General features: G+C 58.5%; 26 protein-coding genes and 1 tRNA gene. 5 read left to right on the top strand and 22 right to left on the bottom strand.

The window, feature by feature from the left end; all coding sequences use genetic code 11:
* Window positions 1–17 precede the first annotated feature (17 nt).
* Entirely contained in the window at window positions 18–788 is a 771-nt protein-coding gene (locus N7D90_RS01005) for a MetQ/NlpA family ABC transporter substrate-binding protein (protein ID WP_261740493.1), read from the top strand.
* A 168-nt stretch (window positions 789–956) separates the two neighbouring features.
* Here N7D90_RS01005 and N7D90_RS01000 read toward each other — a convergent pair whose 3' ends face one another.
* The 9 genes from N7D90_RS01000 to coxB form a co-directional block, all read right to left on the bottom strand.
* On the bottom strand, window positions 957–1592 hold the full coding sequence (locus tag N7D90_RS01000; RefSeq protein ID WP_261740492.1) for an SCO family protein: 636 nt from the start codon (window positions 1590–1592) through the stop codon (window positions 957–959).
* A complete protein-coding gene (gene cyoE / locus N7D90_RS00995; protein WP_261740491.1) occupies window positions 1589–2488 on the bottom strand; it encodes a heme o synthase in 900 nt (299 codons plus the stop codon). Before cyoE ends, N7D90_RS01000 begins: the two co-directional genes overlap by 4 nt.
* Window positions 2476–3525 carry a COX15/CtaA family protein gene (locus tag N7D90_RS00990; protein WP_261740490.1) on the bottom strand — a complete coding sequence of 350 codons (1050 nt, stop codon included), beginning with the start codon at window positions 3523–3525 and terminating at the stop codon, window positions 2476–2478. The genes cyoE and N7D90_RS00990 overlap by 13 nt, the downstream gene beginning before the upstream one ends.
* An 11-nt stretch (window positions 3526–3536) precedes the next feature.
* The gene (locus N7D90_RS00985) at window positions 3537–4130 is read right to left on the bottom strand and encodes a hypothetical protein (protein WP_261740489.1); all 594 of its coding nucleotides are present in this window, start codon (window positions 4128–4130) and stop codon (window positions 3537–3539) included.
* Entirely contained in the window at window positions 4105–4842 is a 738-nt protein-coding gene (locus tag N7D90_RS00980) for an SURF1 family protein (protein WP_261740488.1), read from the bottom strand. The genes N7D90_RS00985 and N7D90_RS00980 overlap by 26 nt, the downstream gene beginning before the upstream one ends.
* Window positions 4839–5726 carry a cytochrome c oxidase subunit 3 gene (locus N7D90_RS00975; RefSeq protein ID WP_261740487.1) on the bottom strand — a complete coding sequence of 296 codons (888 nt, stop codon included), beginning with the start codon at window positions 5724–5726 and terminating at the stop codon, window positions 4839–4841. The genes N7D90_RS00980 and N7D90_RS00975 overlap by 4 nt, the downstream gene beginning before the upstream one ends.
* Before the next feature lie 12 nt (window positions 5727–5738).
* Window positions 5739–6311: a cytochrome c oxidase assembly protein gene (locus tag N7D90_RS00970; protein ID WP_261740486.1), complete on the bottom strand. Its 573-nt coding sequence runs from the start codon at window positions 6309–6311 to the stop codon at window positions 5739–5741.
* Between the two features lie 79 nt (window positions 6312–6390).
* Window positions 6391–7980 (bottom strand): cytochrome c oxidase subunit I, encoded by a 1590-nt coding sequence (ctaD, locus tag N7D90_RS00965; protein WP_261740485.1) that lies wholly within the window; start codon window positions 7978–7980, stop codon window positions 6391–6393.
* 82 nt (window positions 7981–8062) lie between these two features.
* Entirely contained in the window at window positions 8063–9187 is a 1125-nt protein-coding gene (coxB, locus tag N7D90_RS00960; RefSeq protein ID WP_261740484.1) for a cytochrome c oxidase subunit II, read from the bottom strand.
* Between the two features lie 346 nt (window positions 9188–9533).
* Here coxB and N7D90_RS00955 point away from each other — a divergent pair, with 346 nt between their 5' ends.
* Entirely contained in the window at window positions 9534–10169 is a 636-nt protein-coding gene (locus N7D90_RS00955) for a hypothetical protein (RefSeq protein WP_261740483.1), read from the top strand.
* Window positions 10170–10257: 88 nt separating this feature from the next.
* On the opposite strand, the gene N7D90_RS00950 is transcribed toward N7D90_RS00955, so the two are convergent.
* From N7D90_RS00950 to N7D90_RS00940, 3 genes are all read right to left on the bottom strand, one after another.
* The gene (locus N7D90_RS00950; protein ID WP_261740482.1) at window positions 10258–10971 is read right to left on the bottom strand and encodes a carbonic anhydrase; all 714 of its coding nucleotides are present in this window, start codon (window positions 10969–10971) and stop codon (window positions 10258–10260) included.
* Between the two features lie 117 nt (window positions 10972–11088).
* On the bottom strand, window positions 11089–11592 hold the full coding sequence (locus tag N7D90_RS00945) for a DUF523 domain-containing protein (RefSeq protein WP_261740481.1): 504 nt from the start codon (window positions 11590–11592) through the stop codon (window positions 11089–11091).
* Window positions 11589–12224, bottom strand: coding sequence for a 2OG-Fe(II) oxygenase (locus tag N7D90_RS00940; RefSeq protein ID WP_261740480.1), 636 nt, complete (start codon window positions 12222–12224; stop codon window positions 11589–11591). The genes N7D90_RS00945 and N7D90_RS00940 overlap by 4 nt, the downstream gene beginning before the upstream one ends.
* A 152-nt stretch (window positions 12225–12376) precedes the next feature.
* Between N7D90_RS00940 and N7D90_RS00935 the strand changes: the two genes are divergently transcribed.
* Window positions 12377–13114, top strand: coding sequence for a DUF2059 domain-containing protein (locus N7D90_RS00935; protein ID WP_261740479.1), 738 nt, complete (start codon window positions 12377–12379; stop codon window positions 13112–13114).
* A gap of 172 nt (window positions 13115–13286) precedes the next feature.
* Here N7D90_RS00935 and N7D90_RS00930 read toward each other — a convergent pair whose 3' ends face one another.
* Window positions 13287–14228: an alpha/beta hydrolase gene (locus N7D90_RS00930; protein WP_261740478.1), complete on the bottom strand. Its 942-nt coding sequence runs from the start codon at window positions 14226–14228 to the stop codon at window positions 13287–13289.
* A 108-nt stretch (window positions 14229–14336) separates the two neighbouring features.
* On the opposite strand from N7D90_RS00930, the gene N7D90_RS00925 reads away from it, so the two are divergent.
* On the top strand, window positions 14337–14912 hold the full coding sequence (locus N7D90_RS00925; protein ID WP_261740477.1) for a DUF6436 domain-containing protein: 576 nt from the start codon (window positions 14337–14339) through the stop codon (window positions 14910–14912).
* Window positions 14913–14930: 18 nt separating this feature from the next.
* Here N7D90_RS00925 and N7D90_RS00920 read toward each other — a convergent pair.
* From N7D90_RS00920 to N7D90_RS00880, 9 genes are all read right to left on the bottom strand, one after another.
* A tRNA-Ile gene (locus N7D90_RS00920) sits at window positions 14931–15006 on the bottom strand.
* Window positions 14997–16361 carry an MFS transporter gene (locus N7D90_RS00915; protein ID WP_261740476.1) on the bottom strand — a complete coding sequence of 455 codons (1365 nt, stop codon included), beginning with the start codon at window positions 16359–16361 and terminating at the stop codon, window positions 14997–14999. Before N7D90_RS00915 ends, N7D90_RS00920 begins: the two co-directional genes overlap by 10 nt.
* 12 nt (window positions 16362–16373) lie before the next feature.
* On the bottom strand, window positions 16374–17267 hold the full coding sequence (locus N7D90_RS00910; RefSeq protein ID WP_261740475.1) for a 2OG-Fe(II) oxygenase family protein: 894 nt from the start codon (window positions 17265–17267) through the stop codon (window positions 16374–16376).
* On the bottom strand, window positions 17245–18120 hold the full coding sequence (locus N7D90_RS00905; RefSeq protein ID WP_261740474.1) for a 2OG-Fe(II) oxygenase family protein: 876 nt from the start codon (window positions 18118–18120) through the stop codon (window positions 17245–17247). Before N7D90_RS00905 ends, N7D90_RS00910 begins: the two co-directional genes overlap by 23 nt.
* A gap of 43 nt (window positions 18121–18163) precedes the next feature.
* Entirely contained in the window at window positions 18164–19081 is a 918-nt protein-coding gene (locus tag N7D90_RS00900) for a 2OG-Fe(II) oxygenase family protein (protein ID WP_261740473.1), read from the bottom strand.
* Window positions 19065–20513: a cytochrome P450 gene (locus N7D90_RS00895; RefSeq protein ID WP_261740472.1), complete on the bottom strand. Its 1449-nt coding sequence runs from the start codon at window positions 20511–20513 to the stop codon at window positions 19065–19067. The genes N7D90_RS00900 and N7D90_RS00895 overlap by 17 nt, the downstream gene beginning before the upstream one ends.
* Entirely contained in the window at window positions 20506–21399 is an 894-nt protein-coding gene (locus tag N7D90_RS00890; protein WP_261740471.1) for a 2OG-Fe(II) oxygenase family protein, read from the bottom strand. Before N7D90_RS00890 ends, N7D90_RS00895 begins: the two co-directional genes overlap by 8 nt.
* Window positions 21386–22219, bottom strand: a complete 834-nt coding sequence (locus tag N7D90_RS00885) for a 2OG-Fe(II) oxygenase family protein (RefSeq protein ID WP_261740470.1) — start codon at window positions 22217–22219, stop codon at window positions 21386–21388. The genes N7D90_RS00890 and N7D90_RS00885 overlap by 14 nt, the downstream gene beginning before the upstream one ends.
* Before the next feature lie 128 nt (window positions 22220–22347).
* Window positions 22348–23097 (bottom strand): tRNA-dependent cyclodipeptide synthase, encoded by a 750-nt coding sequence (locus N7D90_RS00880; protein WP_261740469.1) that lies wholly within the window; start codon window positions 23095–23097, stop codon window positions 22348–22350.
* A gap of 261 nt (window positions 23098–23358) precedes the next feature.
* Here N7D90_RS00880 and N7D90_RS00875 point away from each other — a divergent pair, with 261 nt between their 5' ends.
* Window positions 23359–25740, top strand: a complete 2382-nt coding sequence (locus N7D90_RS00875) for a penicillin acylase family protein (RefSeq protein ID WP_261740468.1) — start codon at window positions 23359–23361, stop codon at window positions 25738–25740.
* The last annotated feature ends 5 nt before the right edge of the window (window positions 25741–25745 follow it).

Here is a 25745-nt window from a genome sequence, read left to right as displayed (position 1 = left end):
TCACAAGGAGTTGCTGAATGAAGAAGTTATTTGCTGCTGTCGCAGCTGTTGCTGCGTTCTCGGCCCACGCTGGCGATCTGTCGGTAGCCGCATCCCCGGTGCCGCATGCCGAAATCCTGGAGTTCGTGAAACCTGCACTGGCCAAAGAGGGCGTCAACCTCAAGGTCAAGGTCTTCACCGACTACATCCAGCCCAACGTACAAGTCGCCGAAAAGCGTCTGGACGCCAACTTCTTCCAGCACCAGCCGTACCTGGATGAGTTCAACAAGGCCAAGGGCACCCACCTGGTCAGCGTTGCCGCTGTTCACCTGGAGCCGCTGGGCGCTTATTCGAGCAAGTACAAAAAGCTTGATGAGATCAAGGACGGCAGCACCGTCGTGATCCCCAATGACGCCACCAACGGCGGCCGCGCGTTGCTGCTGCTGGACAAGGCAGGCCTGATCAAGCTCAAGGACTCGAGCAACATCCTGTCCACGATCAAGGACATCACTGCCAACCCGAAAAACCTGAAGTTCCGCGAGCTGGAAGCAGCCACTATTCCGCGCGTGCTGACCCAGGTTGATCTGGCGCTGATCAACACCAACTATGCGCTGGAAGCCAAGCTGAACCCGGAAAAAGACGCACTGGTCATCGAAGGCAGCGACTCGCCTTACGTGAACATTCTGGTAGCTCGCCCGGACGATAAAGATTCGGCTGACATGCAAAAGCTGGTTGCAGCGCTGCACACCCCGGAAGTAAAAGCGTTCATTCTTGAGAAGTACAAAGGCGCCATCGTTCCGGCGTTCTAAGCCTGTTCTGTAGCAGCTGCCGAAGGAACGAGGCTGCGTTCGATTGCGAAGCGATCGTAAAATCAGAGTGCGTGGTTCAATTGAATGATCGCGTGTACTGATTTTACGACGGCTGCGCCGCCGGACGCAGCCTCGTTCCTTCGGCAACTGCTACAAAATCCAGCCCCCTTACTTCCTCTCAACCAACCCCGGCAACTGGGCAACCATCTTCGGTGTGCTAAACGGTGCGCGAATAAAACCTCGCTGAGTACCGTCCGGCCCGATCAACGCCAGGTTGCCGCTGTGATCCACCGTGTAATTCGGTTTACTGGTATCCGCCGGGATAAACGGGATGCTCACCGCGTTCGCCAACGTTTGCAGCTCATCGATAGAACCCGGCGTCAGACCCACAAACTGCGGATCGAAGTAGCCCAGGTATTGCTTGAGCTGTTGCGGGGTGTCGCGATTGGGGTCGACGCTGACCAGTACGATTTGCAGTTTGTCCTGCACCTCTTTAGGCAGCTCGCTTTTGATCTGGCGCAGTTGCGCCAGGGTGGTCGGGCAGATGTCCGGGCAGAAGGTGTAGCCAAAAAACAGCATGCTCCATTTGTCTTTCAGCTCATTCATCACCACCGGCTGACCGTCCTGATTGGTCATCTTCAGGTCCGGCAACTGACGGCTTTGCGGCAGCAAAATAATTCCTGCATCAATCAGCGACGTGTTATCGCCCTGGCCTTTGCCCGACATCATTTTGTTAAACGTCAGGCCCATGACCAAAGCCACCAGCGCAACGAGGATATAGACGGTTTTTTGAGTTCTAGTCATAGGTTCAACATTAGATAGTGGTCGACAAGCAGCGCGATAAACAGCAAGAACAAGTAATAGATAGAGTACTTGAACGTGTTGATCGCCGCGTGCGGCTGGGTGCCACGGTACAGCACCCACGCCCAATGCAGAAAGCGTGCGCCCAACCCTAGCGCACAGGCCAGATAGAGCAAGCCGCTCATGTGAATCACAAACGGCAGCAGGCTGACCGCCAGCAATACCAAGGTGTACAGCAGGATATGCACCTTGGTGTAGTGCTCACCATGGGTTACCGGCAACATTGGAATATCCGCCTTGGCGTATTCCTCCTTGCGATGTATGGCCAGCGCCCAAAAATGCGGCGGGGTCCAGGCGAAGATAATCAACACCAGCAGCAAAGGCTCGGCAGTCACCTGCCCCGTCACCGCCACCCAGCCCAACAATGGCGGCGCCGCCCCGGCCAACCCGCCGATAACGATGTTTTGCGGCGTGGCCCGCTTCAGGAAGCCGGTGTAAATCACCGCATAGCCGAGCAGCGACGCCAGTGTCAGCCAGGCCGTCAGCGGGTTGGTAAACGCCAGTAACAAGCCCATGCCCGCCAATGCCAGCAACAAGGCGAATGCCAGCGCCGCAAGCGGCGACACTCGCCCCTGCGCCAGCGGCCGCTTCTGGGTGCGCGCCATGACCGCGTCAATACGCCGGTCCACCACATGGTTGACCGCCGCCGCGCCCCCCGCACACAGGCCGATGCCCAGATTGCCGAAGATCAGCACGGTCCAGGGCACTCCGGCGCGTGTTGCCAAAAACATGCCCACCAGTGAGGTAATCAGCATCAGTACCAGCACTTTGGGTTTGGTCAGCTCCAGATAATCGCGCCACAACGCCTGCTGCGGGCGTTCGCCAATCACGGTCGCCACGGCTGCTCTCCTTTAAGGCTGTAGGTCCAGCGGGCAAAGCGCGGGGCCCTGACCCTGACCAGCGCCGTTCGTGCGTGGTAATTGACCAGCACCAGCGTCAGCAACAGCGCAGCGCCCCCGGCGTTGTGTGCCACCGCCACCGCCAGCGGCAAGCCAAACAGTACGTTGCTAAGCCCTAGGCTGATTTGGGCCGCCAAGGCCACCAGCAGCAACCCGGCCAAGCGGGTCATGCCGACCTTGCGCAGCTGCCAGGCCAGGCCCAGCAATACCAGGGTCAGCAGCATCGCGCCGAGGCGGTGGGTAAGGTGAATTGCGGTGCGGGCTTCACTGTCCAGTTGCCCGCCCAGGTAGTTGGGACCAATGTGCTGAGTCAGATGAAAGCCATTGGCAAAATCAGCCTCGGGCCACCATTGCCCGTGACAGGTCGGCACATCGACACACGCCACCGCGGCATAGTTGGAGCTGACCCAGCCACCTAGCGCAATTTGCATGATCGCCAGCACCAGCCCGGCCGTAGCCCAACGCTGCAACCGCCGCGGCACGGCCAGCGCAGGCAATACGCCGGACAGGCGCAGGGTCAGCAAAAACAGCAGGCTCAAGGTCGCAAAACCGCCGAGCAAATGCCCGGTAACCACTTGCGGCCACAGTTTGAGCGTCACCGTCCACATGCCAAAAGCCGCCTGGGCCAGCACCACCAGCAAGATAAACAGCGGCAGCTTGAGCGGCTGATCCGGCAGATGCCGTTGCGACCAGGCCCGTGCCGCCAGCAACACAATCAACAGGCCCAGGGTGCCGGCGAAATAGCGATGGGTCATTTCACTCCAACCCTTGTCGGCCTCTACCGGAGTATCCGGAAAGTGCAGTTCGGCATGGGCCAGTTGCGCCTCGGTCTGCGGCACGCTGATAAAACCATAGCAGCCAGGCCAATCCGGGCAGCCTAGCCCCGCGTGCGTCAGGCGGGTGTAGGCGCCGAGCAGCACCACCACCAACGCCAGCAAAGTGGCAAGCAACGCGAGGCGAAATCCAGCTTTGGCCATGACCGTGCCCTCTATCCGATATTGGACAGCTTCAGCAGATGGCGCAGGTCGTTGAGCACGTCCTTGCCAATAACCCCTGGGCCGTAGCGCAGCACCAGATTGCCGTGGGGGTCGACGATCCACAGTTGCGCCGCACCGTTGCCTTCTGCGCCCTGTGTATAAGTCGGCAAGTCCAGGCTGTAGCGCTGTAACTGCGGGTATTCGAGTTGCAGTTTGGCTCCATAGGCCGCGTCCACCGGCTGCGCGACCGCCAACCCGTGGGTCGCACGTGAGGCATCGCGGCCCAGGCCGATTTGCAGTTGGCGCGCCAGATACACCAACTGCTGGCAATCCGCAGCGCAACCTTGGGGCGCCGTCACCAGCAGTTGCCAGCGCTGCTCGTCGGACGCCACCCCAAGGGCGGCTAGGCTTTGCCCATTGCCTATGAGTTCGCCGTGATAGCTGCGACTCTCGGGCACCCAGAACTTGAGTTTGTACATGCCCGTGGCCAGCACCATCGGGCCGACAGTGAGTAGCAAGATAAGGATCAACTGCAACCGCCCGCGCCGTCGTGTAGCCGGGGACGGGGTGCGCGCGGTATCAGGCGGATTGATGGCCGTTCCCATGGCGTTTCTCCTGAGCAGTGTGCCAACCGAGGTACAGATAAAGACCGAGCAACGCCAGCGCCATGGCGAACCATTGCACGGCATAGGCGGTGTGTTTTTCCGGGCCCATGCCCGTGGAAATCAGCGGCCAGTCGGCCTGATAGGCAGCGGGACCGGGAGCGATACGTACCTCATCGGCAAAGCCTTCGCGGCCCAGCTCGACCCACAACTTTGCAGGCATGACTGCCGTCACCAGCCGTGGCCAAGGCGCATCCAATGGATCAGCGCTCAGTTGAAAGGGCGCGCCCGGCGACTCGTAGACCCAGGCCTGAACATCCAGAATCTGTTCGGGGGTGCTGAACTGCGGCGGCGTGCGACGGCTCGGCCACGGCAGCCAGCCGCGATTGAGCAACAGCCACTGGCCGCTGGCCTGATCCTGAAACGGCTGCAGCAATTCGACGCCGACCTGGCCGTCACGTACCCGGTTATCCAGCAGCAGGCTGTGCTGCCCATCGAAATGCCCGCGCAGTTGCACCCGGCGAAAGGCCGGTTCGTCAAGGTTGAGGAGTTGGCCAACTGTCACCGGCGCGGCCACCTGCCGTTCGGCGTAGCTCTGGAGCAGTACACGTTTTTGCTCGCCGCGGCCAAGCTGCCAGAAACCCAAAAACACTAATATCGGCAGCAACGCCAACACCACCAGGGTAGGCGCCATGCCGGGGCGAAAGCGCGTCATAGCACGTAAACAAACAAAAACAGGCCGAGCCACACCACGTCTACAAAGTGCCAATACCAGGTCGCGGCCTGAAACCCGAACTGGTGCTCAGCCGTAAAATGCCCGCGCACGATACGAATCAGCATGATCAGCAAAATCAGCGCGCCAATGGTCACGTGGGCACCGTGAAAACCGGTGAGCATAAAGAACGTAGCGCCGTAGATCCCGGAGCCCAGAGTCAGCCCCAGCTCCGTGTACGCATGGATATATTCCTCGGCCTGAAACCCTAAAAAGCCTGCACCCAGCAACACCGTCAGCCCCAACCAGAACTTCAGGGCCCCGCGATGGCCTTTGTTCAGTGCGTGGTGGGCGATGGTAAGGGTGACGCTGGAACTGACCAGTAACACCGTATTGAGCAACGGCAAACCCCACGGGCTGATGGTGCCCTTGGGCGGTGGATACAGGGCGGGGTCGGGGGTGTGCAGCAAGGGCCAGGCAAACTGAAAGTCGGGCCACAGCATGTGCGCCACCGCCTTGCTGCCTTCGCCGCCCAGCCACGGGCCAGCAAAGTGGCGGACATAAAACAGCGCACCAAAAAACGCGAGAAAGAACATCACCTCGGAAAAAATAAACCAGGTCATGCCCCAGCGAAACGAGCGATCCAGTTGCGTGCTGTAGAGCCCGGCACGGCTCTCCTTGATCACCGCGCCAAACCAGCCAAACATCATGTACGCCACGATCAGGGCGCCGATAAAAAAGATCAGCGGACCATGGGATTCAGGCCGCGCGGCCTTCAGATCGTTGAACCATGTCCCCAGGCCATACACCGTGACCAGCAGGCCCACCGAGGCAATGATCGGCCACTTGCTTTGCGCCGGGACGTAGTACTGATCATGAGTTGCCATGGGGCTTTCTCCTTATCGGGAAGGCTGGTCAGCGTCCTTGCCGGTAATAGCGGCAACGGGAGGATGGCGAGCAGTGATATCAAACAACGTGTAAGCCAGGGTCAGGTGTTTCACATCCTTGGGCATGGCCCGGTCGACGATAAAGCGCATCGGCATTTCGATCCGCTCACCCGGTTGCAGCACCTGTTGGGTAAAGCAAAAGCATTCGGTCTTGTGGAAATACTGCGCCGCCTCAGCGGGTGAAATGCTCGGCACCGCTTGCGCCGACATCGGGTGATCGGTGGGGTTGTAGGCCACAAAGATCATCTCGTTGACCGAGCCTGGATTGACCACCAATTGATCGCCCTTGGGGTAAAACTCCCAAACCATGTCTATGGCATTGGTGGACAAGAACTGCACCCGAACCTGACGACTCGGGTCGACCACCTGTTCTCCTTCGTACTGCCCGGCGGTCTTGCCGTTGATGCCAAAGGCTCTGCACATCACGTCGTAAATCGGCACCAGGGCAAAGCCAAAGGCAAACATCACCACCACCATCAGCAACAGGCGCAGGACCAGGCGTTTGATGGGTGTTGAGCTGCTCATAAGCGCCCTCCATACCTGTAGCCGCTGCCGCAGGCTGCGATCGACCGCGAAGCGGGCACAGACGCTTTGTGTGAGCTGTTCACTTGATTTCCGGCGGTGTGGTGAAGGTGTGATACGGCGCGGGCGAGGGCACGCTCCATTCCAGACCTTCGGCACCGTCCCACGGTTTTGCCGGTGCTTTCGGACCGCCGCGAATGCATTTGATGACGATAAACAGGAACAAAAACTGCGTAGCGCCAAACATGAATCCACCAATCGACGACACCATGTTGAAGTCGGCAAATTGCAGGTTGTAGTCCGGAATCCGCCGCGGCATGCCCGCAAGACCCACAAAGTGCATCGGGAAAAAAGTCAGGTTCATGCCCACAAACGACAACCAGAAATGCAGCTTGCCCAAGGTTTCGTCGTACATGTGGCCGGTCCATTTCGGCAGCCAGTAGTAGGTAGACGCGAAGATCCCGAAAATCGCCCCCGGCACCAGTACATAGTGGAAATGCGCCACCACAAAATAGGTGTCGTGGTACTGGAAGTCCGCCGGGGCAATGGCCAGCATCAACCCGGAGAACCCGCCAATGGTGAACAGAATCACAAAGGCCACGGCGAACAGCATCGGCGTTTCAAAGGTCAGCGAGCCTTGCCACATGGTGCTGGCCCAGTTGAACACCTTGACCCCGGTCGGCACTGCAATCAGCAGCGTGGCGTACATAAAGAACAACTCGCCGACCAAGGGAATCCCGACCACAAACATATGGTGCGCCCACACGATAAACGACAGGAACGCGATACTGGCCGTGGCGTAGACCATCGAGGTGTAACCGAACAATGGCTTGCGCGAGAAGGTCGGAATGATCGCGCTGACGGCACCGAAGGCCGGCAGGATCATGATGTACACCTCGGGGTGGCCGAAGAACCAGAACACATGCTGGAACAGCACCGGGTCACCGCCCCCCGCCGCACTGAAAAAGCTGGTGCCGAAGTGAATATCCATCAACATCATGGTCACCACCCCGGCCAGCACCGGCATCACCGCGATCAGCAGAAACGCCGTGATCAGCCAGGTCCAGACAAACAGCGGCATTTTCATCAGGGTCATGCCGGGGGCACGCAAATTGAGAATGGTAGCGATCACGTTGATCGCCCCCATGATCGAACTGATACCCATCAAATGAATGGCAAAAATAAAGTAAGTCACGCTTTCGGGTGCATATGTCGTAGAAAGCGGCGCGTAGAAAGTCCAGCCGAAGTTCGGTCCGCCACCTGCGGTGAACAAGGTCGACACCAGCAGCAAGAATGCTCCGGGTAGCAGCCAAAAACTGAAGTTGTTCATCCTCGGCAAGGCCATGTCCGGCGCGCCGATCATCAGCGGGATCATCCAGTTGGCCAGGCCGACAAACGCCGGCATCACCGCGCCGAAGACCATGATCAGTCCGTGCATGGTGGTCATCTGGTTGAAAAACGCCGGGGCCACGATCTGCAAGCCGGGCTGGAACAGTTCGGCGCGAATCACCATGGCGAACGAACCGCCGAGCAGGAACATGCAGAAGCTGAACCACAGGTACAAGGTGCCGATGTCTTTGTGGTTGGTGGTCAATACCCAGCGCATCAGGCCTTTGGCCGGGCCATGTGCCTGACCGTCTGCATGCCCGTGGTCATCGATAACAGCACTCATGTCCTGACTCCTGCAAACAGCTGGACCAAGAAGCCAGCGGCACGTTGCCCCCGACCGTTGTGCGCGCACATTCCTGAGCGGCTCATTTGCCTTGCGCCTGTTTGAGCGCCAGTACGTCTTTTGGCGTCACCATGTCGCCCTTGTTATTGCCCCAGGCATTGCGCTCGTAAGTGACAACGGCGGCGATATCGACTTCCGACAATTGCTTGCCGAAAGCAGCCATGGCAGTCCCCGGTTTACCGAAGAACACGCGGTGCAGGTGATCGGCGACAGGGCCGGTGGCAATCGGCGACCCCTTGAGGGCCGGGAACATCGGCGGCAGGCCCTGGCCTTCGGCCTGGTGACAGGCCACGCAGGCTGTGTGGTAGACCTTGTCGCCACGGGCCACCAGTTCGTCGAGGGTCCAGTCCTTGCTGGTCAACTCCTTGAGCTGCGCGGCCTGGGCCTTGCGCTCGGTCAGCCAGGCGTCGTAATCGGCGCGGGTTTTGACATCGACCACAATCGGCATAAACCCGTGGTCCTTGCCGCACAGCTCAGCGCACTGGCCACGATAAATGCCGGGCTTCTCGACGCGGGTCCAGGCCTCGTTGATAAAGCCCGGAATGGCGTCACGCTTTACTGCAAAGGCCGGCACCCACCAGGAGTGGATAACATCGGCCGAGGTCACCAAAAACCGCACTTTGGCGCCAATCGGCAATACCAGTGGCTCATCGACTTCAAGCAGGTAATGCTCGCCCTTGGGGGCCAGGTTATGAATTTGCTCGGCGGGAGTGGCCAGGTTGCTGAAGAACTCGACGTCCTGGCCCAGGTATTTGTAATGCCATTTCCACTGATAGCCGGTGACCTGGATATCCACATCCGATTCACTGCTGTCGTAGATATTGATCAGGGTTCTGGTCGCAGGCACGGCCATCGCGATCAGGATAATCAGGGGGATAACGGTCCAGAGAATTTCGACCGTGGTGCTCTCGTGGAACTTGGCCGCTTGCTGACCGGTTGAGCGCCGATGAACGATCATCGACCAGAACATGGCACCGAAGACGATGATGCCGATTACCACACAGATCCAGAAGATGGTCATGTGCAGATCGAATACCGCATGGCTGACTTCAGTCGCACCCGGCGTCATGTTCACGGTCCAGGCCGCTTGTGCCTGGCTGAACACTGACCACAACAGCAGGCCCATCCATAGGTGTGGATGTCGCATCGCGGTGTTCCCCTTTATTTTTCTTGTTATTGCGCCGGTCTGCATCTGTGTAACGGGCAGCGCTACAAGGGGGCGGTTTTAAAACCTGCGAACTCTTACCGCCGAGCCTCGTCTGCTCAAGCAGTCGGGCGTCATCAAAAAACGGTTACAAAAACGAGTATAGACACCGAGCCCAACCCCGCAATGCGAGGGGTGAAAACAATGAAATAAGGCCCATCGACAAATGGCACTCACTGCCCGGTCACAAAATGAATAACAATACTCACCCTGAAAAAAACCTCTCCTTGACTTGAGGAGGGCTACTTTTAAAGTACTTTCCTTAGCACCCCCCTCCCCTGGAGTTCCAATGAACACCGCCGCCATCCGCGTGCAGATCTCGCGTGCCCAAGAACATGAGGCCGAAACGGGCCTGCTCGCCAAGCACCTGGCTGCTCAACTGCCACACCTTCACACCGCCATTCAGTTACCTGAAGTCGACCGTAATGTAGTGATGACACGTTTCGTCAGCGCCTATATCGACCAGGTGCCCGATTTGCTCGATGCAGCCCATGAGGTCGCCCTCGAAGCCGGAATCGAGTCGCAAATCAAGCCGATACTGAAAATCGCCGAGCAGTTCTTTGCTCAGCCACTGCCGCTGCTCGCAGGCCACGAAGGGCTGGAAGGGTTGCTGGACGAGGCTTACCTGGCGCACAGGCTGGTTGAAGAGGTTAACGATCTCTACATCAAACACTTCCAGCAGCCGCTGATCCCGCTGGACATGACCGTGGCCAACCTGATTGCCCACCAGTTGATCGGCGAAGCGTTTGCCAACCAACTCGATGCGGCCGTGCATCACGCTGTTGACCAGATGCTCAACGACGAAAGCTTTGCCCTGGAGTCGGTCGAAGCCTATCGCGAGCGCCTGACCAGCCCGCAGACGGGCGCTGCCTGGAAGCGCTGGCCGTGCCTGTCCAAGCAATTGGGCGTGGGCCTGGCGCTGTAACAGTGGTTGCAGGAAGACTTCAGCTGTGGGAGCGAGCCTGCTCGCGAAGGCCATTCGCGAGCAGGCTCGCTCCCACAGTTCATGCTGTTTAAAACCGCGCCTTAGGCGTCGCGCTCGGGATCGGGCTGGTGCCGTCCAGCGGCAGGAAAGCCCCCTTGTCGGCGTCGTAAGCCTTGATCTCGCTGGTTTCGATGTCGTACACCCAGCCATGAATAAACAGATGCCCGTTGGCCATGCGTGACGCCACCGACGGGTGGGTGCGCAAGTGCTGCAATTGGGCAATCACGTTCTCTTCGGTCAGCACGTGCATGCTTTCGGCTTCATTGGCGCAATTGCAGTTGTCCTGCACCATGGTCTTGGCCACTTCTACATGGTGCAGCCAGGCTTTGACCGTCGGCATTTTTTTCAGGCTGGCGGGGTTAAGCACCGCACGCATCGCGCCACAATCGGAATGCCCGCAAATGATGATGTGTTGCACGCCAAGTGCCAGCACCGCGTACTCGATCGCCGTCGAAACGCCACCGTTCATCTGACCGTAAGGCGGTACAACATTGCCGACGTTACGCGTCACGAACAAATCACCCGGTGCACTCTGGGTGATCAACTCCGGCACGATGCGCGAATCGGCACAGGCGATAAACATCGCACGCGGGTTTTGCGCCGTGGCGAGTTTTTTGAAAAAGGCTTCTTGTTCAGGGAAGATTTCGTGATGAAAGTGCAAAAAACCATCAACGATATGGTGCAGTGCCGAGTCGGCACTTTCAGCAACTACCGAAGGCTGTGGTTTGGGCTTGTCAGTCATCGTTGTATCCCTGGGCAAAGTGGAGACGAATGTTACCTGAACTCATTTCCGGGTGAAAATACACAGCCGTTGTAGCCGCTGCCGAAGGCTGCGAAAAGGGCCGAAGGACCTTCAAAGTTAAGGGTTCGTTGCGCAACTCAGCGCTGCCAGCGCTTTGGCCGCCTCTTCCAACTCCAGCTCACTGAACACCTGAACGCCGGCACGGGTCAGCAACGCCGCAGTCACGCCCTGGCCCTCGACCTTGACGCCGCTAAAGCTGCCGTCATAGGTCAGCCGATTACCACAAGACGGGCTGTTGGCTTTGAGAATAGCAATCCGGATACCGTGCTGCTGCACCAGCTCCAGCGCCTGATGGGCTCCTGACACAAACGCCTCGGTCACGTCCTCACCGGTTGCGGTGATCACTGACGCCATACCGCCGAGCACTTCAACGCCTTGGCCGCCGGGTATCTCCGCCGCTGCACGGGGCGTGGGCAAGCCGCCCGCAACCTCCGGGCACAAGGCTATCACTCGGCCTTCGGCCTGCCATTGCGCCAACTGCGCGTACGGACCGCTGGCGCCGCCGTCGTAGCGCACACGATGGCCCAGCAGGCAGCGGCTGATCAACAGTTTGTGGGTCATACAAAAATCTCGGTAGCGCGACGGCGAAACCAGCCGGTCAGCGACAGACGGTCACGGGTGGCGGGCATCACTTCGTGAGGGATTTCACCCGAAAGAAACACCACCAGACAACCACCGATCGGCAGCACGTCATAGTCGACATTTCCGTCCAGGTACATGCGCAAATGTCCGCCGTGCTCGGGCAACCAGCCCTGATTGAGGTACACCACGGCCGACACCATGCGCCGGTCATCGTCGCGAAAACGGTCCAGGTGCCGCAGGTAAAAAGCCCCGGGCGGGTACAGTGCAAAGTGACTTTCAAAGTCCTCCAGGCCCAAAAAAAGCCTGCGATTCATGGCGATTCGCAGGCTTTCCATTAGCTCCAGATAACTGTCGCAGGCCAGAGCTTCTCCCGGCTCCAGCCATTGGATATGGTCCCCGCGGATACCCTCGCGGACCTCCTGCGTCAGACCGCGCCCAACCGCTGCAGGGGTCAATTCACCCTCAGCAGAACGTTTATGGCACTCAGCCGCCAGTTCGAGGGTCAAAGCCTCGGGCAGAAAAATATTTTGCTGTGACCATCCCTGCGCGTACAGGTCGTCGACGATGCGTAGCAACAGCGGGTGATCAGAGGGTATTTGCATGGCGCGCATAGTATCGAGCCGCCTCAGAATCTGACAGCTCCGTCTGGCTGGCAACGTCGAAATAATTGACCTGCGCATTTTAAGCCGATTAGAGAGATACGAATTCTCGACAAGTCCTACGCCACACCCGGACAATAGCGCCCTGCAGACAGGAGTCCCTCATGCGCCGTTTGTTTTTACTGTTGATGATGTTTTGTACGTTACCCGCATTGGCAGACAACCTTGATGATCTGTTTACGGTCGCTGGCTGGCCGCAACAACGCGCGCATTTCAATGACGCCCTCAGCGCCGCCCAACAACGCTATAGCAGCAATTTGCCGCCTGCCGTGTATCAGGCCCTGGTCAACAACAGCAACCAGCGTTTTGCGCCTGCTGCAATGGATCAGCGAGCCAAAGACCAGATGCGCAAACACCTGCCGGATCCTGATCCTGCGCTGAGCTTTTTTCAGTCGCCATTGGGCCGCAAAATTGTGGCCGCTGAACTGCTCGCCACCCGTCGCGATCAACTGGCCAAGCACGCCCAAGGCTTGCCACGTATGGAGGCCAGCGCCACCCGCCAGTTGCTGATTAATCATTTATCCCGCGCGCTACCCGCCCGTGAAGCAGGTGCGGAAGTCAGCCTGGCGATTGCCGGGGTAGCCGCTGACAGTTTGAGTTCGATGATCCCGGGACTGTTGGGCGGCGGCCAGGCGCAAGGCATGTTGAATGGCCAGCGCCAGCGGTTGATGGACCAGATCGCGGGCGAGCTGGATAACACTTTGCTCTACGTGTATCGCGATTTGTCTGACCCGGAGCTGGAAGAATTCGTCACCTTCGCCCAGTCACCTGAAGGCAAAACCTATTATCAGGCAGCCTTGGCCGCGATCCGCGCCGGGTTGGCGGTAGGCCAAAGCCTGTAGATACTCTGTTCCAGGTCAAGCCCCAGTGGGAGCGAGCCTGCTCGCGAATGATTTTCGCGAGCAGGCTCGCTCCCACGCTGAAGTATCTCTGTAGCCGCTGCCGCAGGCTGCGACAAGGGCCCAACAGCAGGATCGCTGCCTGCTGCAGCGGCTACACATGATTGTATCAACCTCAAAAATACTTATCCAAAAACGCGAAGTACTGCCCGCGAATCTCGGCTGTTTCATTGGCCAGATGATGCCGCGCCTCGGGCAATAACAGCACCTGTGGCTGATTGAACCTGGCGTTCAACACTTCAAGGTTATGGTGCCAATCCACCGTTTTGTCGGCCTGCCCCTGAATCACCAACGGCTGACGCGCACTCGGTGACGCACCTTCAATACGCGGAATCCAGCGTGCCAGCGCGCCCACCCACGCCGTCGGCAGACGTACCGGCTGCAGTGGATCTGCCTGCAGGAACGGCAAAAAATCCGGGTCGTTAGAGTTCTCGCTAAAGCGGCGGGCGATCGCTTTGACGAAAGGGCGTAGCAGGTAATAGCTGAGTTTGGACCAGCGCCAGCCTAGTGGCCGAACCAGTGGCGAGAGCAAAATCGCCTGGCCCTGAGCCGGGCTTTGCTGCCCGTAGTGCAACAGGTGATCGAGCACAATCGCGCCACCCGTGCTTTGCCCGCACAGATGCCAAGGCTGCGGCAATTGCAGCGATTGCGCCTCGATAAACAATCCTTGCAGCACTGCCTGGTACTGCGCGAAATCATCAATACTGGCCCGCTCCCCACTCGACAGCCCGTGCCCCGGCAGGTCGCAGGCAATCACCACAAACCCCCGGTTCAAGCCCCACTCGATCACGTGCCGATACAGCCCCATATGATCGTAAAAACCGTGAATCACAAACAGCGTCGCCACCGGTGCAGACTCAGGCCACCACACCTGGCTGACCAGTTCATAACCGGCCGCACTAAAGCGCCCCAACTGGCGTTTCAGTGGAACCGGGCGATGAGGAAAGTCCAGCCCATAAAAATGCTGATACGCCAGCCCCTCACTCGATAACGGCTGGCCCGCGACCAACGACTGCAGGCTGGCGCGCAAGGAATCGGGGGCAAACGGGGCAGGCATAAGGGCTTCCAGACAGGGCGCAACTGCGCAAAACAGGCTTTATAGACCATCGATATTCATCTGTCAGGTCAAGCATGGCAAGCTACGCGGCCTTCAAGGAGCTTTTGCATGCCGGTGCCCACATTGAAAACCCTGCTGGCCTGCCTGCTGACGCTGATCTGCGCGGTGGGGTTGTGGCTCGCTTATGACTGGTTTCAAAGCCGTTACATTCGTACCTTCAGCGATCAGACCGCGCTGTTTGCCGGGGACGTCCTGAGCCTGCCTGCCGAACTGTCCGGCCCGGGCGCCATCCGCGTGGTGCACTTCTGGGATCCGGCCTGCCCGTGCAACGTCGGCAACCAGCAACACCTCAGTGAATTGCTGGCTCATTACGTACCGCAAGGCGTCGAGTTCTATTCAGTGCAAAAGCCCGGCACCCACGGTCAGTTGCCTGCCACCCTGGGCGCGCTCAAACCCCTGGCCAGCGTGCCCGGCGCCGAGCACCTGAGCGCCAGCCCGGCGGTGGCCATCTGGGACCGCAGCGGCCAACTGGCCTACTTCGGTCCCTACAGTGAAGGCGCTACCTGCAACGCCAGCAACAGCTTTATCGAGCCGATCCTCCAAGCCCTGAGCGAAGGTCGCCCGGTCAAGGCCACCCACACCATGGCCGTAGGCTGCTACTGCCCGTGGCAACCGCAACCCTGAGCGAAAAAAGGCTTTAAATGGTTGGCCGGGAAGGGCTCGAACCTTCCACCTCACCCTTATCAAGGGCGCGCTCTACCCACTGAGCTACCGGCCAGTCAACTTATCCACAGTCTGTTTTCCCGTCCAATAACGCTGCCCCATCAGCAGCGCGAAACAGGCCACAAGGCAGCAGCCTGCGAGGCTGATAAATACACCTTGGACATTTAATAGCGGCCCATTACTGCGCCCCGCGAGTATCACGCCAAAGCCAGCTGCCAGGGTGATGATGGTTTTGGTCAGCCCGCTGGCCACCCCCGCGACCTGTTCATCGACAACCGCCTGCGTTGCAATCAAGGTCAGGGCATTGGCAATCCCCAACGAGGCGCCGCACAAGGTCACCAGCAGCAGATAAAGCAGCCAGCCATAGGCAAGGGCCGCACCCGCCAGCAGCATTGCGCTGAAACCCAGGCATATCGCCATTGCCGACACCGCCTCAGAGCTTGGGATACGCCCGGCAATCGGCCCGCCACACGCCAACAACGCCGCAGGCGCCAGAAAGGCCATACCCGCCTGCAAGGGGCTCAGGCTCCATACGGCTTGCAATGACAGTGGCACCACAAACAGATGCACCACCGTAGCGGTATTCACCACGGCACCGGCCAGCGTCAGCATCCAGTACGGCGGATTGCGCAACAGGCTGGTGTCGATCAAAGGCGCGGTAGCGTGCTTTTCTCCCCATACAAAAAGGCTGGCACACAGCACAAACATCCCCAGCGCCAGCCCCACCCGGGGCATTGCCCGTGCCGGGCTGCCCAGCTCATCCAGCAGCAAGCCCAAGGCCGCCAGCCCCAGACTCACCAACAACAGCGCGGGTCCGTTGACCGCCGCACGCGCGCCACAAACACGCGGCTCAGCGATTCGCCAGCAGCACGCAAGTGCGACCAGCACCACGGGCAGGTTGATCCAGAAGATAAGCCGCCAGCCAAACCACTGCGTCAGCGCCCCGCCAAGAAAAGGGCCGATCACCGTGGCAATTGCCCCCAGCCCCAACGCCAGGCCAATCGCCCGCCCGCGCTGCTCACTCGGATACAGATGGCTCAACAGCGCCAACCCCGAGGGCATGATGCACGCAGCGCCAATGCCTTGAAGCACCCTGGCAGCCACCAGCCAGAGCAGCGACGGGGCCACGGCGCACAACAACGACGCACTGCCAAATAACGCCAGCCCCAAGCGTAACAAGCGCCCGTGACCAAAACCGTCGCTCAGGCGCCCGGCGGCCAGCATAAAAATGCCCACCGACAGCAAATAGCCGCTGACCACCCACTTGAGCCGGCCAACCGGCACGGCATAATCCTGCGCGATCGACAGCAATGCCAGATTCAAAGCAAACGCATCCAACTGAATACAAAAGATCCCGGCAGAAAATGCCAACAGCGCCAACCGGCGCGATCGATCAGAGAAAAAAGTCATAGGCTTCCCCACTCAATACAGCCCTGCCGAATGAGGTTCGTATGTGTGCTCAAGGATACTTTTCAAAAATTGCTCAAAGTCGGCCTCAAGCCTAAGCCCAATCTGCGGCCGGTAGCTGTAGAGGCCCTCGCAGAAACGCTTGTCGAGGCTGCTGTCGAGAAATAGCGCGTACGAAAAGCGATCCGCCTTGCCAGGCTCGTGAGGCTGTTGCACCACGCGGTGGGCGACCGCAGCCACCGGTGTGGCCGTGTGCCGGGTCAATATCTCCATCGCACAGCCGAAGTTGACGATAAAACTGCCGGGGCGGGGATCAATCGGGTACCAAAAACCATCGCGCAGCACCTCAAGCCCTGGTTCCAGCGACCGCAGCACAGTGACCCAACCCGAGTCCTTGTGAATATTCAAACCACGGGCATTCACCTGCGGGCGAAAGTGGTTGAAGGTCAAGGTATGCGTGCCCTGGCTGGCCATGCAATGCCCGGTGGCCTTGCGCCAAAGTGCCGGGGGAATATCCAGAGATGCCAGCACCGCCAGCAGCACCTCGATGGCCAGGGTTTTCATGCGTTGCGCCTGAATGCGCACTGCTTCGGGGAATAACCTGTGCCAGTCGCTACTGCGCAGAAAGAACTGCTCGGTCTGGTCCGCGTCCCGGCAAAAATAGCCCTGATGTTTGCCCAGTTCCGTTTCGGTTTGCGTGCAAAAACCTCGGTAAGTGCCGTGACCCGACAAATAAAACTGGCGGGCAAAGCGATCACCCGGTGCCAGGTCGAATGCCTGTGCGGGCTCCACAAAGAAAAATCCGTCGCGCAGCGCCTGTTGCAGCCCCTCAGCCTGGTCAAAATGCAGTCGACGCGCAGACAGCACGGCCCGCTGCCACTGGTACTTACACTCGGTCATGGAAGCCATAACCCATTCCTTGCGCCTTAAGCACCGAAAATGCCCGAAACGACTGATACACCTCAAGCGCGCCCGAGCCGCTGTACTGATAAAGACTCATGTCAAAGTTGGGGCCCATATACACCGTAAATGACGAGCGATCCGGTGTGTCACGGACTGGCACGGTTTCGATGACGCGATGCAGCACGGCATGCCCCGGCAGACGCAGGTGTGCCGTCAATATCTGATAGGCATCGCCCAGGTTGACGATAAAGCAACCCGGTTCAAGGGGAACCGCCTGCCACATACCTTGGTGATAAATTTCAAAACCCGGCTGATCAGCCGCAATCACCGTAATAAAACCACTGTCGGTATGCTCGACAATCCCCAGGGTGCCCCTGACCCCGGAGCGATAGTGATTGAGGGTGGTGTAACACAGGCTGGTTTCATCCAACGTGCCTCCGGTAATGGTTGCCCAGTGGTCCTGATGCACACCGCTGGCTTCAAACAGATGACGCAAAGCCTGCAAGGTCACAACCTTGATGGCCCCAAGCAACCGGGTAATCGACAGCGGGAAATACTCGCGCCACAAGTGACTCTCGATTTGCAGCTGCTCGACCTGATTGGGTCGGTCTTCATAGCCCAGCTTTGAGCGCTCGTGGGGGGCTTCGCGATGACCGCGCAGCACATCCTGCGCATCACACCTGGGTCGGTAAAAATTGCGGCAGATCTCAAACCCCGGGTTTACATCCAGTGAAGGCGGGATTTGCAGCAAAAACGCCCCCAATGCCAGCGCCTGTCCAAGGCTGCTGTCACTGAACTCAAGCCCGTGCCCGGTGAGCTGCGCACGGGGCAAAGACAACGAAACCGATTGATTGCTCATGCCACCTGCACCTCAATCTTCCTGTGGATAACTTTGCCCGGTACTACAACCTGGCGGTTTGATCGTAAGTACGTGCCACTTCCTGCTCGGCAAACTGCGCAACGCTCTGCACAACCACAGCGCGACCGTTGCGGTACTGATAGAGATTGCCGTCGAGGGCCGAGTCCAGAAACAGTGTGTAGGACGTTCGCTCACTCTCCACCGGTCGAGGCTCCAGTTGTGCCACCCCGTGGATATTGGCCCTGACCGGGGTTGCCAGGCGCTCGGTCAGCACCTCGAACGAGCTGCCGAAATTGATAATGAAATAGCCGGGTAGAGGGTTGATGGCGCGTACCTGCCCATCAATCCAGGCGTACAGGCCGGGCTCGGTGGAGCGCAGCACCGTGACCCAGCCCGAGTCGCGGTGAAACTTGCAGCCACGGGCATTTTTTGCGCAGCGGAAATGGTTGAACGCGAGCATCTGGTGGCCACAGTTATCGGTCAGGCCTGACGATATACGGGGCCAATCGAACGCAGGTAGCTCCAGATAAGCAAAGGTGTTGCGCAGCACATTCAAGCCAAGCGAGGCCAGTTGCGTGCCCAGCATCGCCACCGCTCGCGGCAGCAAGTGCCAGTTGTCGCGCTCAATATAAAAGTTCTCCCACTGATCGTGGGGGCGATCGAAGTAGCCCTGATAAAGCCCCGGCACCTCCATCTCGCGATAACCGTCATCGGGCAGGTAAAACTGCCGGGCAAATTGGTCAGCTGCAGCGCAGACCATGCCCTGAGGAATTTTCAGCAGAAAAAAACCCTGCTCAATGCCCCGGGCAAAGCCATCGGCTGAATCGAATACCAGCCGACTGCCCGAAAACCGTGCACGCTCCAGCGTCAGTGGCGGGTACATGGCTTGCGCATGGGCCTGATGCAGCGGCGAAGGCAGGGTCAGGCTGTCACGGTAGGTGGCGCTACGGGTGCTGGTCATCGGCGTGACCTCCTTTTTTCAGGCGCAGGGTCATTACTCCGGACCGGGCAGGCTTGGGCATGGCGCAATAACGCCTCAGGCTCAGGTCGATACCCGTGCTGCTCACTTCGTAATGCCCATAGAGCTCACGCAACAACAAGCCCTGCATTTGTACCGAGAACAGGCGGCCCGGACATTTGCGTGGGTTGCGCCGGGTATTGAGCATGCTGAACGAGTTGATGTCGTAACGATTGCGCGCCAGCAGCGACGTACAGAAGGCGTGGGGCTGATCGCCACTTTTTTGCAGAACCAAAATATTGCCCGGGTCGAAAACCTCAGGGCGAGGGAACACCTGCGGGTCTCGATTGGCCTGCCAGCGGTCGAGCCACAGCAGGGTTTCTGCAGGAATCACCAGGCGCTGCCCTCCATGTTCGATCTCGCATGCCTTGATGGTGCGCCGCCACAGCGCAGTGGGATTGGAGCCGCCAAGACGCAGCGCTTCCATCACCGCTAGATCAATCACATGCGGGGCGTGATCGCTATCGTTTGTGGCCGCCAAAATGATCTCGCGCTTTACCCGCGGCGAGGTTTCGATATAGGCCATCGACCACAGCAGGCTCAGCGCGGTGGTGTCGTAGGTCGCGATGATGATGGTGCCGATTTCCAGCGCCTGATCCTGGCTTAATTGCGCGATAGCCTGGCGGGTGAAGGCCAGCCCCCACAGCGCGAAGTGGCCAAGGATCAGGTTGGATGAAGGCGCCACGCCAATGGACTCAAAATTGCTGAGAAGCAGGTCTTTGACAAACGGCATCAGCGCCGGTTGCTGCTCTAACCCTTGGGCATCGTCATGGCTGATCACCTTGGAGGCCTGCTCGAAAAACCCGCTGACAACACCCTTGAACCGATCATCTTCAAGGTACTGGGCCAGGGTTTTTACCCTGCAATCCAGTACCCCCGGCAAGTGGCTGTCTACATGGCTGACCCACTGCATAGCCAATTGCTCCATGCACAACGGCAGATTCTGAAGTGGCCGCAGATAGGCGCCAGCCAATCGAAAAATCTCGGGTTTCAACCCGTCGATAAAACGTTGACTGCCCAACGCCTGCTCTACCACTCGGCGCTTGTGGGCTCGCCGCGGATCACTGATATGCAGCGAGCCCAAAAAGCCGCCAAACAGTTCATGGTTGGCCTCGGTTGAGGCCGCGAGGTACTCGTCATCGAGCAGCGGCCTATTGTTGATCTGGTACAGAGCCAAGCGCCCACCCATCCAGAAACTGCAGAGGCCGCCCGCCTGTTTGGCGCAGCTGCGAATGCCGCTAAATCGAAAGTACTCGGTGGCCGGCAACCCCAGTTCCACCGTGGCGTGATGGAACGCATCGCCATGCCCCTGCACAGGGCACGGCCCCGGGTGATGGGCAATCACACCGACAAAGGGAGCCTTGGGGTTACTCATGGGCCGCATCCGGAGCCGGAACCGACTCGATGCCGAATGTGGTGTGCCGGTCTTGCCAGGTGAACTGGTTGAACCGGCGAAGAAAGGCTTCAACGCTCATTAACCGCAGCAGTTCGCCCTGGGGCTGCAACTCATACAGATCGCCACAGGCAGGCGGGTTGATAAAAGTTGCAAAGGAAAAACGGTCTTCGCCCTTGGGCACCGCCGGGCACTCGCGCACGCGGTGCTCAATCGCCCGGGCAGGCAACGGCAAACGGCCACTGAGCGCTTCAAGGCATGCCCCAAAGTTGACGATAAAACACCCAGGCACAGGTGCGATGGACTGCCACTGACCACCGATAAAGGCTTCGAAGCCCGGTTGGCGGGTATAGAGCAGCGTCACAAAGCCGGTGTCCCTATGTTCGGCACAGCCTGGCAAACGACGCTCGGGGCGATAATGGCTGGCGGCAAACCAATGAGTGCCCTCACCCGTCACGGCGCCACCACTGATCCGATGCCACAGATGCTCCGCCACCCCAAGTTCCCATAGCGCTGCCTGAAAAATTACCTGTCCTACTGCATCCATTACCTGGGCCATCTGCACTACAGCACAGGGCAAACGCCCGGCCCATCGCGACTTGTCGACCAACAGATGCTCGGTTTGAAAGTGCTCACGGTCAAAGTAGATATCCGTTTGCTGGCGGAACCCTCCATAGTTCGTGTGATCTGTAGCGGGCAGATAAAACTCGCGACACAGCTTGATACCCGGTTCAAGATCCAAATACTCAGGCACTTTCAATAAAAACAAACCCTGTGCAATCGCGTCGCGCAAACTTCCATCTTTATCAAATACAAGTTTGTCTTTAATAAGCGAGGCGCAATGCAGGTGAGCGTCAGGATAAATCATCAGGCATATCCCCCGAATAAAAAGTGCCTTGATAGATCTCCCGATCATTGTTATCGATTAGTTCCCGCGCATCGCATACGCGCTGCAAACCCCGAATCGGACAATAATTAAAAATTCCCCTGTCACGAGGTAGAAAGTTACTGGAACTGAAATGACCAAAGCTGGAGCGATCTTCGGTTTGCCGTGCAACACGGTGCAGAATGGCCGCCACTGGGGAGTTGCAGCGGGCGGTTAACCATTCCATTGACAGGCCAAAGTTAATGACAAATTTATCAGGCGCACAGGGAACCCTTTCCCAACTATCAGACCGGTTAACCTCAAGCCCAGGTTGGGTCGTACGCAAAATCGTCAAAAAACCATCATCTTTATGGGAGCTCAAACCCACTTTGGCCAATTGCGCACGATAATGGTTAAAGGTCAGGTGATAAGCGCCACCACCATGGGAGCAGTTCCCCGTGGCCTGGGTCCAGACCCGTGCAGGTATACCTGCGTAATCGAGTGCTGCGCAAAGAATCTGCCGGGACAATGCGGTCATTTTCTCTCCAGTATCAGCAACCTCGGCCGGGTAATGGCTGGCCCAAAACCTGCGCTCTAGCAAAAACTGTTCAATCTGGTCGACCCGCTCATGAAAACCCAGCAAACCGTCGCCAAACTGGCAGGCGGTAATGGACTTGAAATGCCCATATTCACTGGCATCGCCCCGGTAGAACTGATTAGCAAACTGGTCAGCCGCACCAACATCAAGTTCAGTAGGGATCTTGAGCAGAAACACACCGTCGGCAAAGGCTTGGTGTCGGTCCTGGTCGCTGGCAAAACTCAATCGACGGCCCGTCATCCAGGCACACACCAAATCAGCGGTACAGCTTACGGGCCGGGTATCCACGCGCTTGTGGTAAACCGTGCTGTAGAGCTGATTCGCAGGGGCTGGCGCCCTAAAGCTGCGCATATTCAACGCCCTTTCACACACAGAGAAACGATGGTCAGCGCCTTGAGTTCTTCAGGCGCCAGAGGATGCAAACCTTGGGCGATCTCCGACAGGGTGCTGAACGACCCTGGGTAGATCATGACCGAGTGCCCCTGTTGTTGCAGGCAGGCAAAAATCGCAAACTCTTCAAGAAAATAATCCGCCGAAAACGCGACCTGCCGCGCCCATTCTGATGGCTCCAACAGATCGAATTTTTTGCGCAAATAGTGCTCGGCAAAGCGTTTTACCGATTGATTGAACCGAGCATCCGTACGATAGAGCTGCAGGAGCTGGCGATGAAAATACTGATAGCCAACTTGCGCCTGAACCCCGTGACAGGTGAGAAAGCGAAACCGTGTGGCCGTACTGAAACGGTCAAATACCGGCTGGTTTTCCCGCATAAAACGCTCACCCAACGCCAGTGCTGCAACCATCGCCACTGGCGGCTGCAAGTTATGCACTGATTGCAGGGTCAACCGATGAATACTGTCCCCGACCAGCACCGTACACTGCGCAAATCGCCGAGAAATCCACTCCAGAATTCCAGCCAGCTTCTGTGGGTAGAAGTGGCTATTTTCAAGGCTTATTCCAAGAAAACAACTACCTGACAGTTCAAAATCATTGCGCTTTGCAAGCGGTGACACCGAGGCTATCTTGGCTTTATATTTAAATGATCGAGCCTCAATAACACAGGCTGTCTGCAAAACCGAATTATTACTTATATCAAATGACATACTTACTCCTTGTCAATAAACTGACTAAAGGCAGGGTGTCCATGCAATTGATTAAATATCCAAGCGGGCAGGCAGGCGATAAACTTCTTATAAATAACGTTACTTAATTTATAGACAGGCATCCTAATCTGCACAACGTCTTACCATGTAAGACCAAGCCCTGAATTTTGTACGAAATAACCTGCGCGCATTGAATGACTGACTTTCTCAATCAAGTCTCAGCCCCTACACTCGCTGTAGTTATTACCCTAAGGACGCTCCATGAAACGCAGCCTTACCGTCATCGCCCTTGTCGTCGCCGCCATCGCAGGCGGCGGGTTCTGGTACGTGCAGAGCAAACTGCCCACTCGTCAGGGGCAAGTTGCGCTTGATGCGCTGCAAGGGCCGGTCACGGTGCGGTATGACGAGCGCGGGGTGCCGCATATACGGGCGGGCAATCAGGCAGACATGTACCGCGCTCTCGGCTATGTACAGGCGCAGGACCGACTGTTTCAGATGGAAATCATGCGCCGCCTGGCGCGGGGTGAGCTGGCCGAGGTGCTCGGCCCCAAGCTGGTCGATACCGACAAGCTGTTTCGCAGCCTGCGCATTCGCGAACGGGCCGCCAGCTACCTGACTGAACTGGATCAGCAATCCCCGGCATTCATGGCCTTGCAGGCGTATCTGGACGGGATCAATCAATACCAGGCCAGCCACGCCAAACCTGTGGAGTTCGACCTGCTGGGCATCACGCCACGGCCCTTTACCGCCGAAGACACCATCAGCGTCGCCGGTTACATGGCCTACAGCTTTGCCGCGGCCTTTCGTACCGAGCCAGTGCTGACTTATATACGCGATCAGCTGGGCAGCGATTATCTGAAAATATTTGATCTGGATTGGCAACCTCAAGGTGTATTGGCCCCGGTGCTGGCAGCCAATGACTGGAAAGCCTTGGGGGCGTTGGCCCAGCTCAGCGATCAGGCCTTGAGCCAGGTGGGCTTGCCGCAGTTTGAAGGCAGTAATGCCTGGGTGGTGTCGGGCAAGCGCACGCAAAGTGGTAAACCACTGCTGGCGGGTGACCCGCATATTCGCTTTTCGGCGCCCTCGGTGTGGTACGAGGCCCAACTTTCGGCGCCCGACTTCGATCTGTATGGCTACCATCAGGCGCTGGTGCCGTTCGCCTTCCTGGGCAACAACCGCGACTTTGGCTGGAGCCTGACCATGTTCCAGAACGATGATCTGGACCTGATCGCCGAGAAGACCAACCCCGACAACCCGAATCAGGTGTGGTACCACGGACAGTGGGTCGACATGACCAGCAGCGAACAACAAATTGCGGTCAAGGGCGAGGCGCCGGTGACACTGACCCTGCGCCAGTCACCCCACGGGCCAATTATCAATGACGTGCTGGGCACGACCGCGGGCAACACGCCAATTGCCATGTGGTGGGGGTTTCTGCAGACGAAGAACCCGATTCTCGAAGGTTTCTACCAGCTCAACCGCGCCGACAGCCTGAGCAAGGCCAGGACCGCGGCCACCTACATTCAGGCACCGGGGCTCAATCTGGTATGGGCCAACGCCAAGGGTGACATCGGTTGGTGGGCAGCGGCGCAATTGCCCAAGCGTCCAGCCGGGGTCAATCCGGCGTTTATCCTCGATGGCAGCACGGGCCAGGCCGATAAAGACGGCTTTTACCCGTTCAGCGCCAACCCGCAGGAAGAAAACCCGGCACGCGGCTATATCGTATCGGCCAACTTTCAACCGGTGTCGCCTGCTGGCATCGAGATTCCCGGCTACTACAACCTGGCGGATCGCGGCCAACAACTGAATCGCCAGCTCAGCGATACCAGCGTGAAGTGGAACCTGAAGAACAGCCAAGCGCTGCAACTGGGTACCGCTACCGACTACGGCCAACGCGTGCTCAAACCGTTGTTGCCGGTGCTGCGCGAAGTGGTCAGCGACCCCGCCGAACGCAAGTTGGTGGAACAATTGGCGCAGTGGAAGGGCGATTACCCGCTGGACTCAACCGCCGCCACATTGTTCAACCAGTTCTTGTTCAGCCTGACCGAGGCAACCATGCGCGACAAATTGGGCGATGCCTTTTTTGACGCCATGCTGAGCACCCGCGTGATCGATGCGGCTTTGCCGCGCCTGGCCGCCAGCCCGGATTCGCCGTGGTGGGATAACCGCAATACAACGCAAAAAGAGACCCGCGCTGACACGGTCAAGATCGCCTGGCAAGCCAGCATGGCCCAACTCAAGACCGCCTTGGGTGACGACCCTGCCCAATGGCGCTGGGGCCGCGCCCACACCCTGACCCACGACCACCCGCTGGGGAGGCAAAAACCGCTGGACTGGCTGTTCAACGTCGGCCCCTTCGCCGCCCCCGGTAGCCACGAAGTACCGAACAACCTCAGCGCCAAACTCGTCAACGCACCTTGGCCGGTGACCTACGGCCCATCTACCCGGCGCCTGATCGACTTTGCCAACCCGTCCCACGGGCTGACCATCAACCCGGTAGGCCAAAGCGGCGTGCCCTTCGACAAGCACTACCGCGACCAGGCCGAATCCTACATCGAAGGCGATTACGACAAACCGCACATGGACGAAGCCGAAATCCAGCTCAATACGCGCAGTACGTTGCGGCTGGTGCCGGTGAGGTAAAGGTT

Origin of the sequence: Pseudomonas fragi, assembly GCF_025426255.1 — a bacterium.
In the GTDB taxonomy this organism is placed as follows: Bacteria; Pseudomonadota; Gammaproteobacteria; order Pseudomonadales; family Pseudomonadaceae; genus Aquipseudomonas; species Aquipseudomonas kulmbachensis.
Note: the sequence above shows the minus strand (reverse complement) of the source record. Positions and strands in the feature narration are given on the sequence as shown.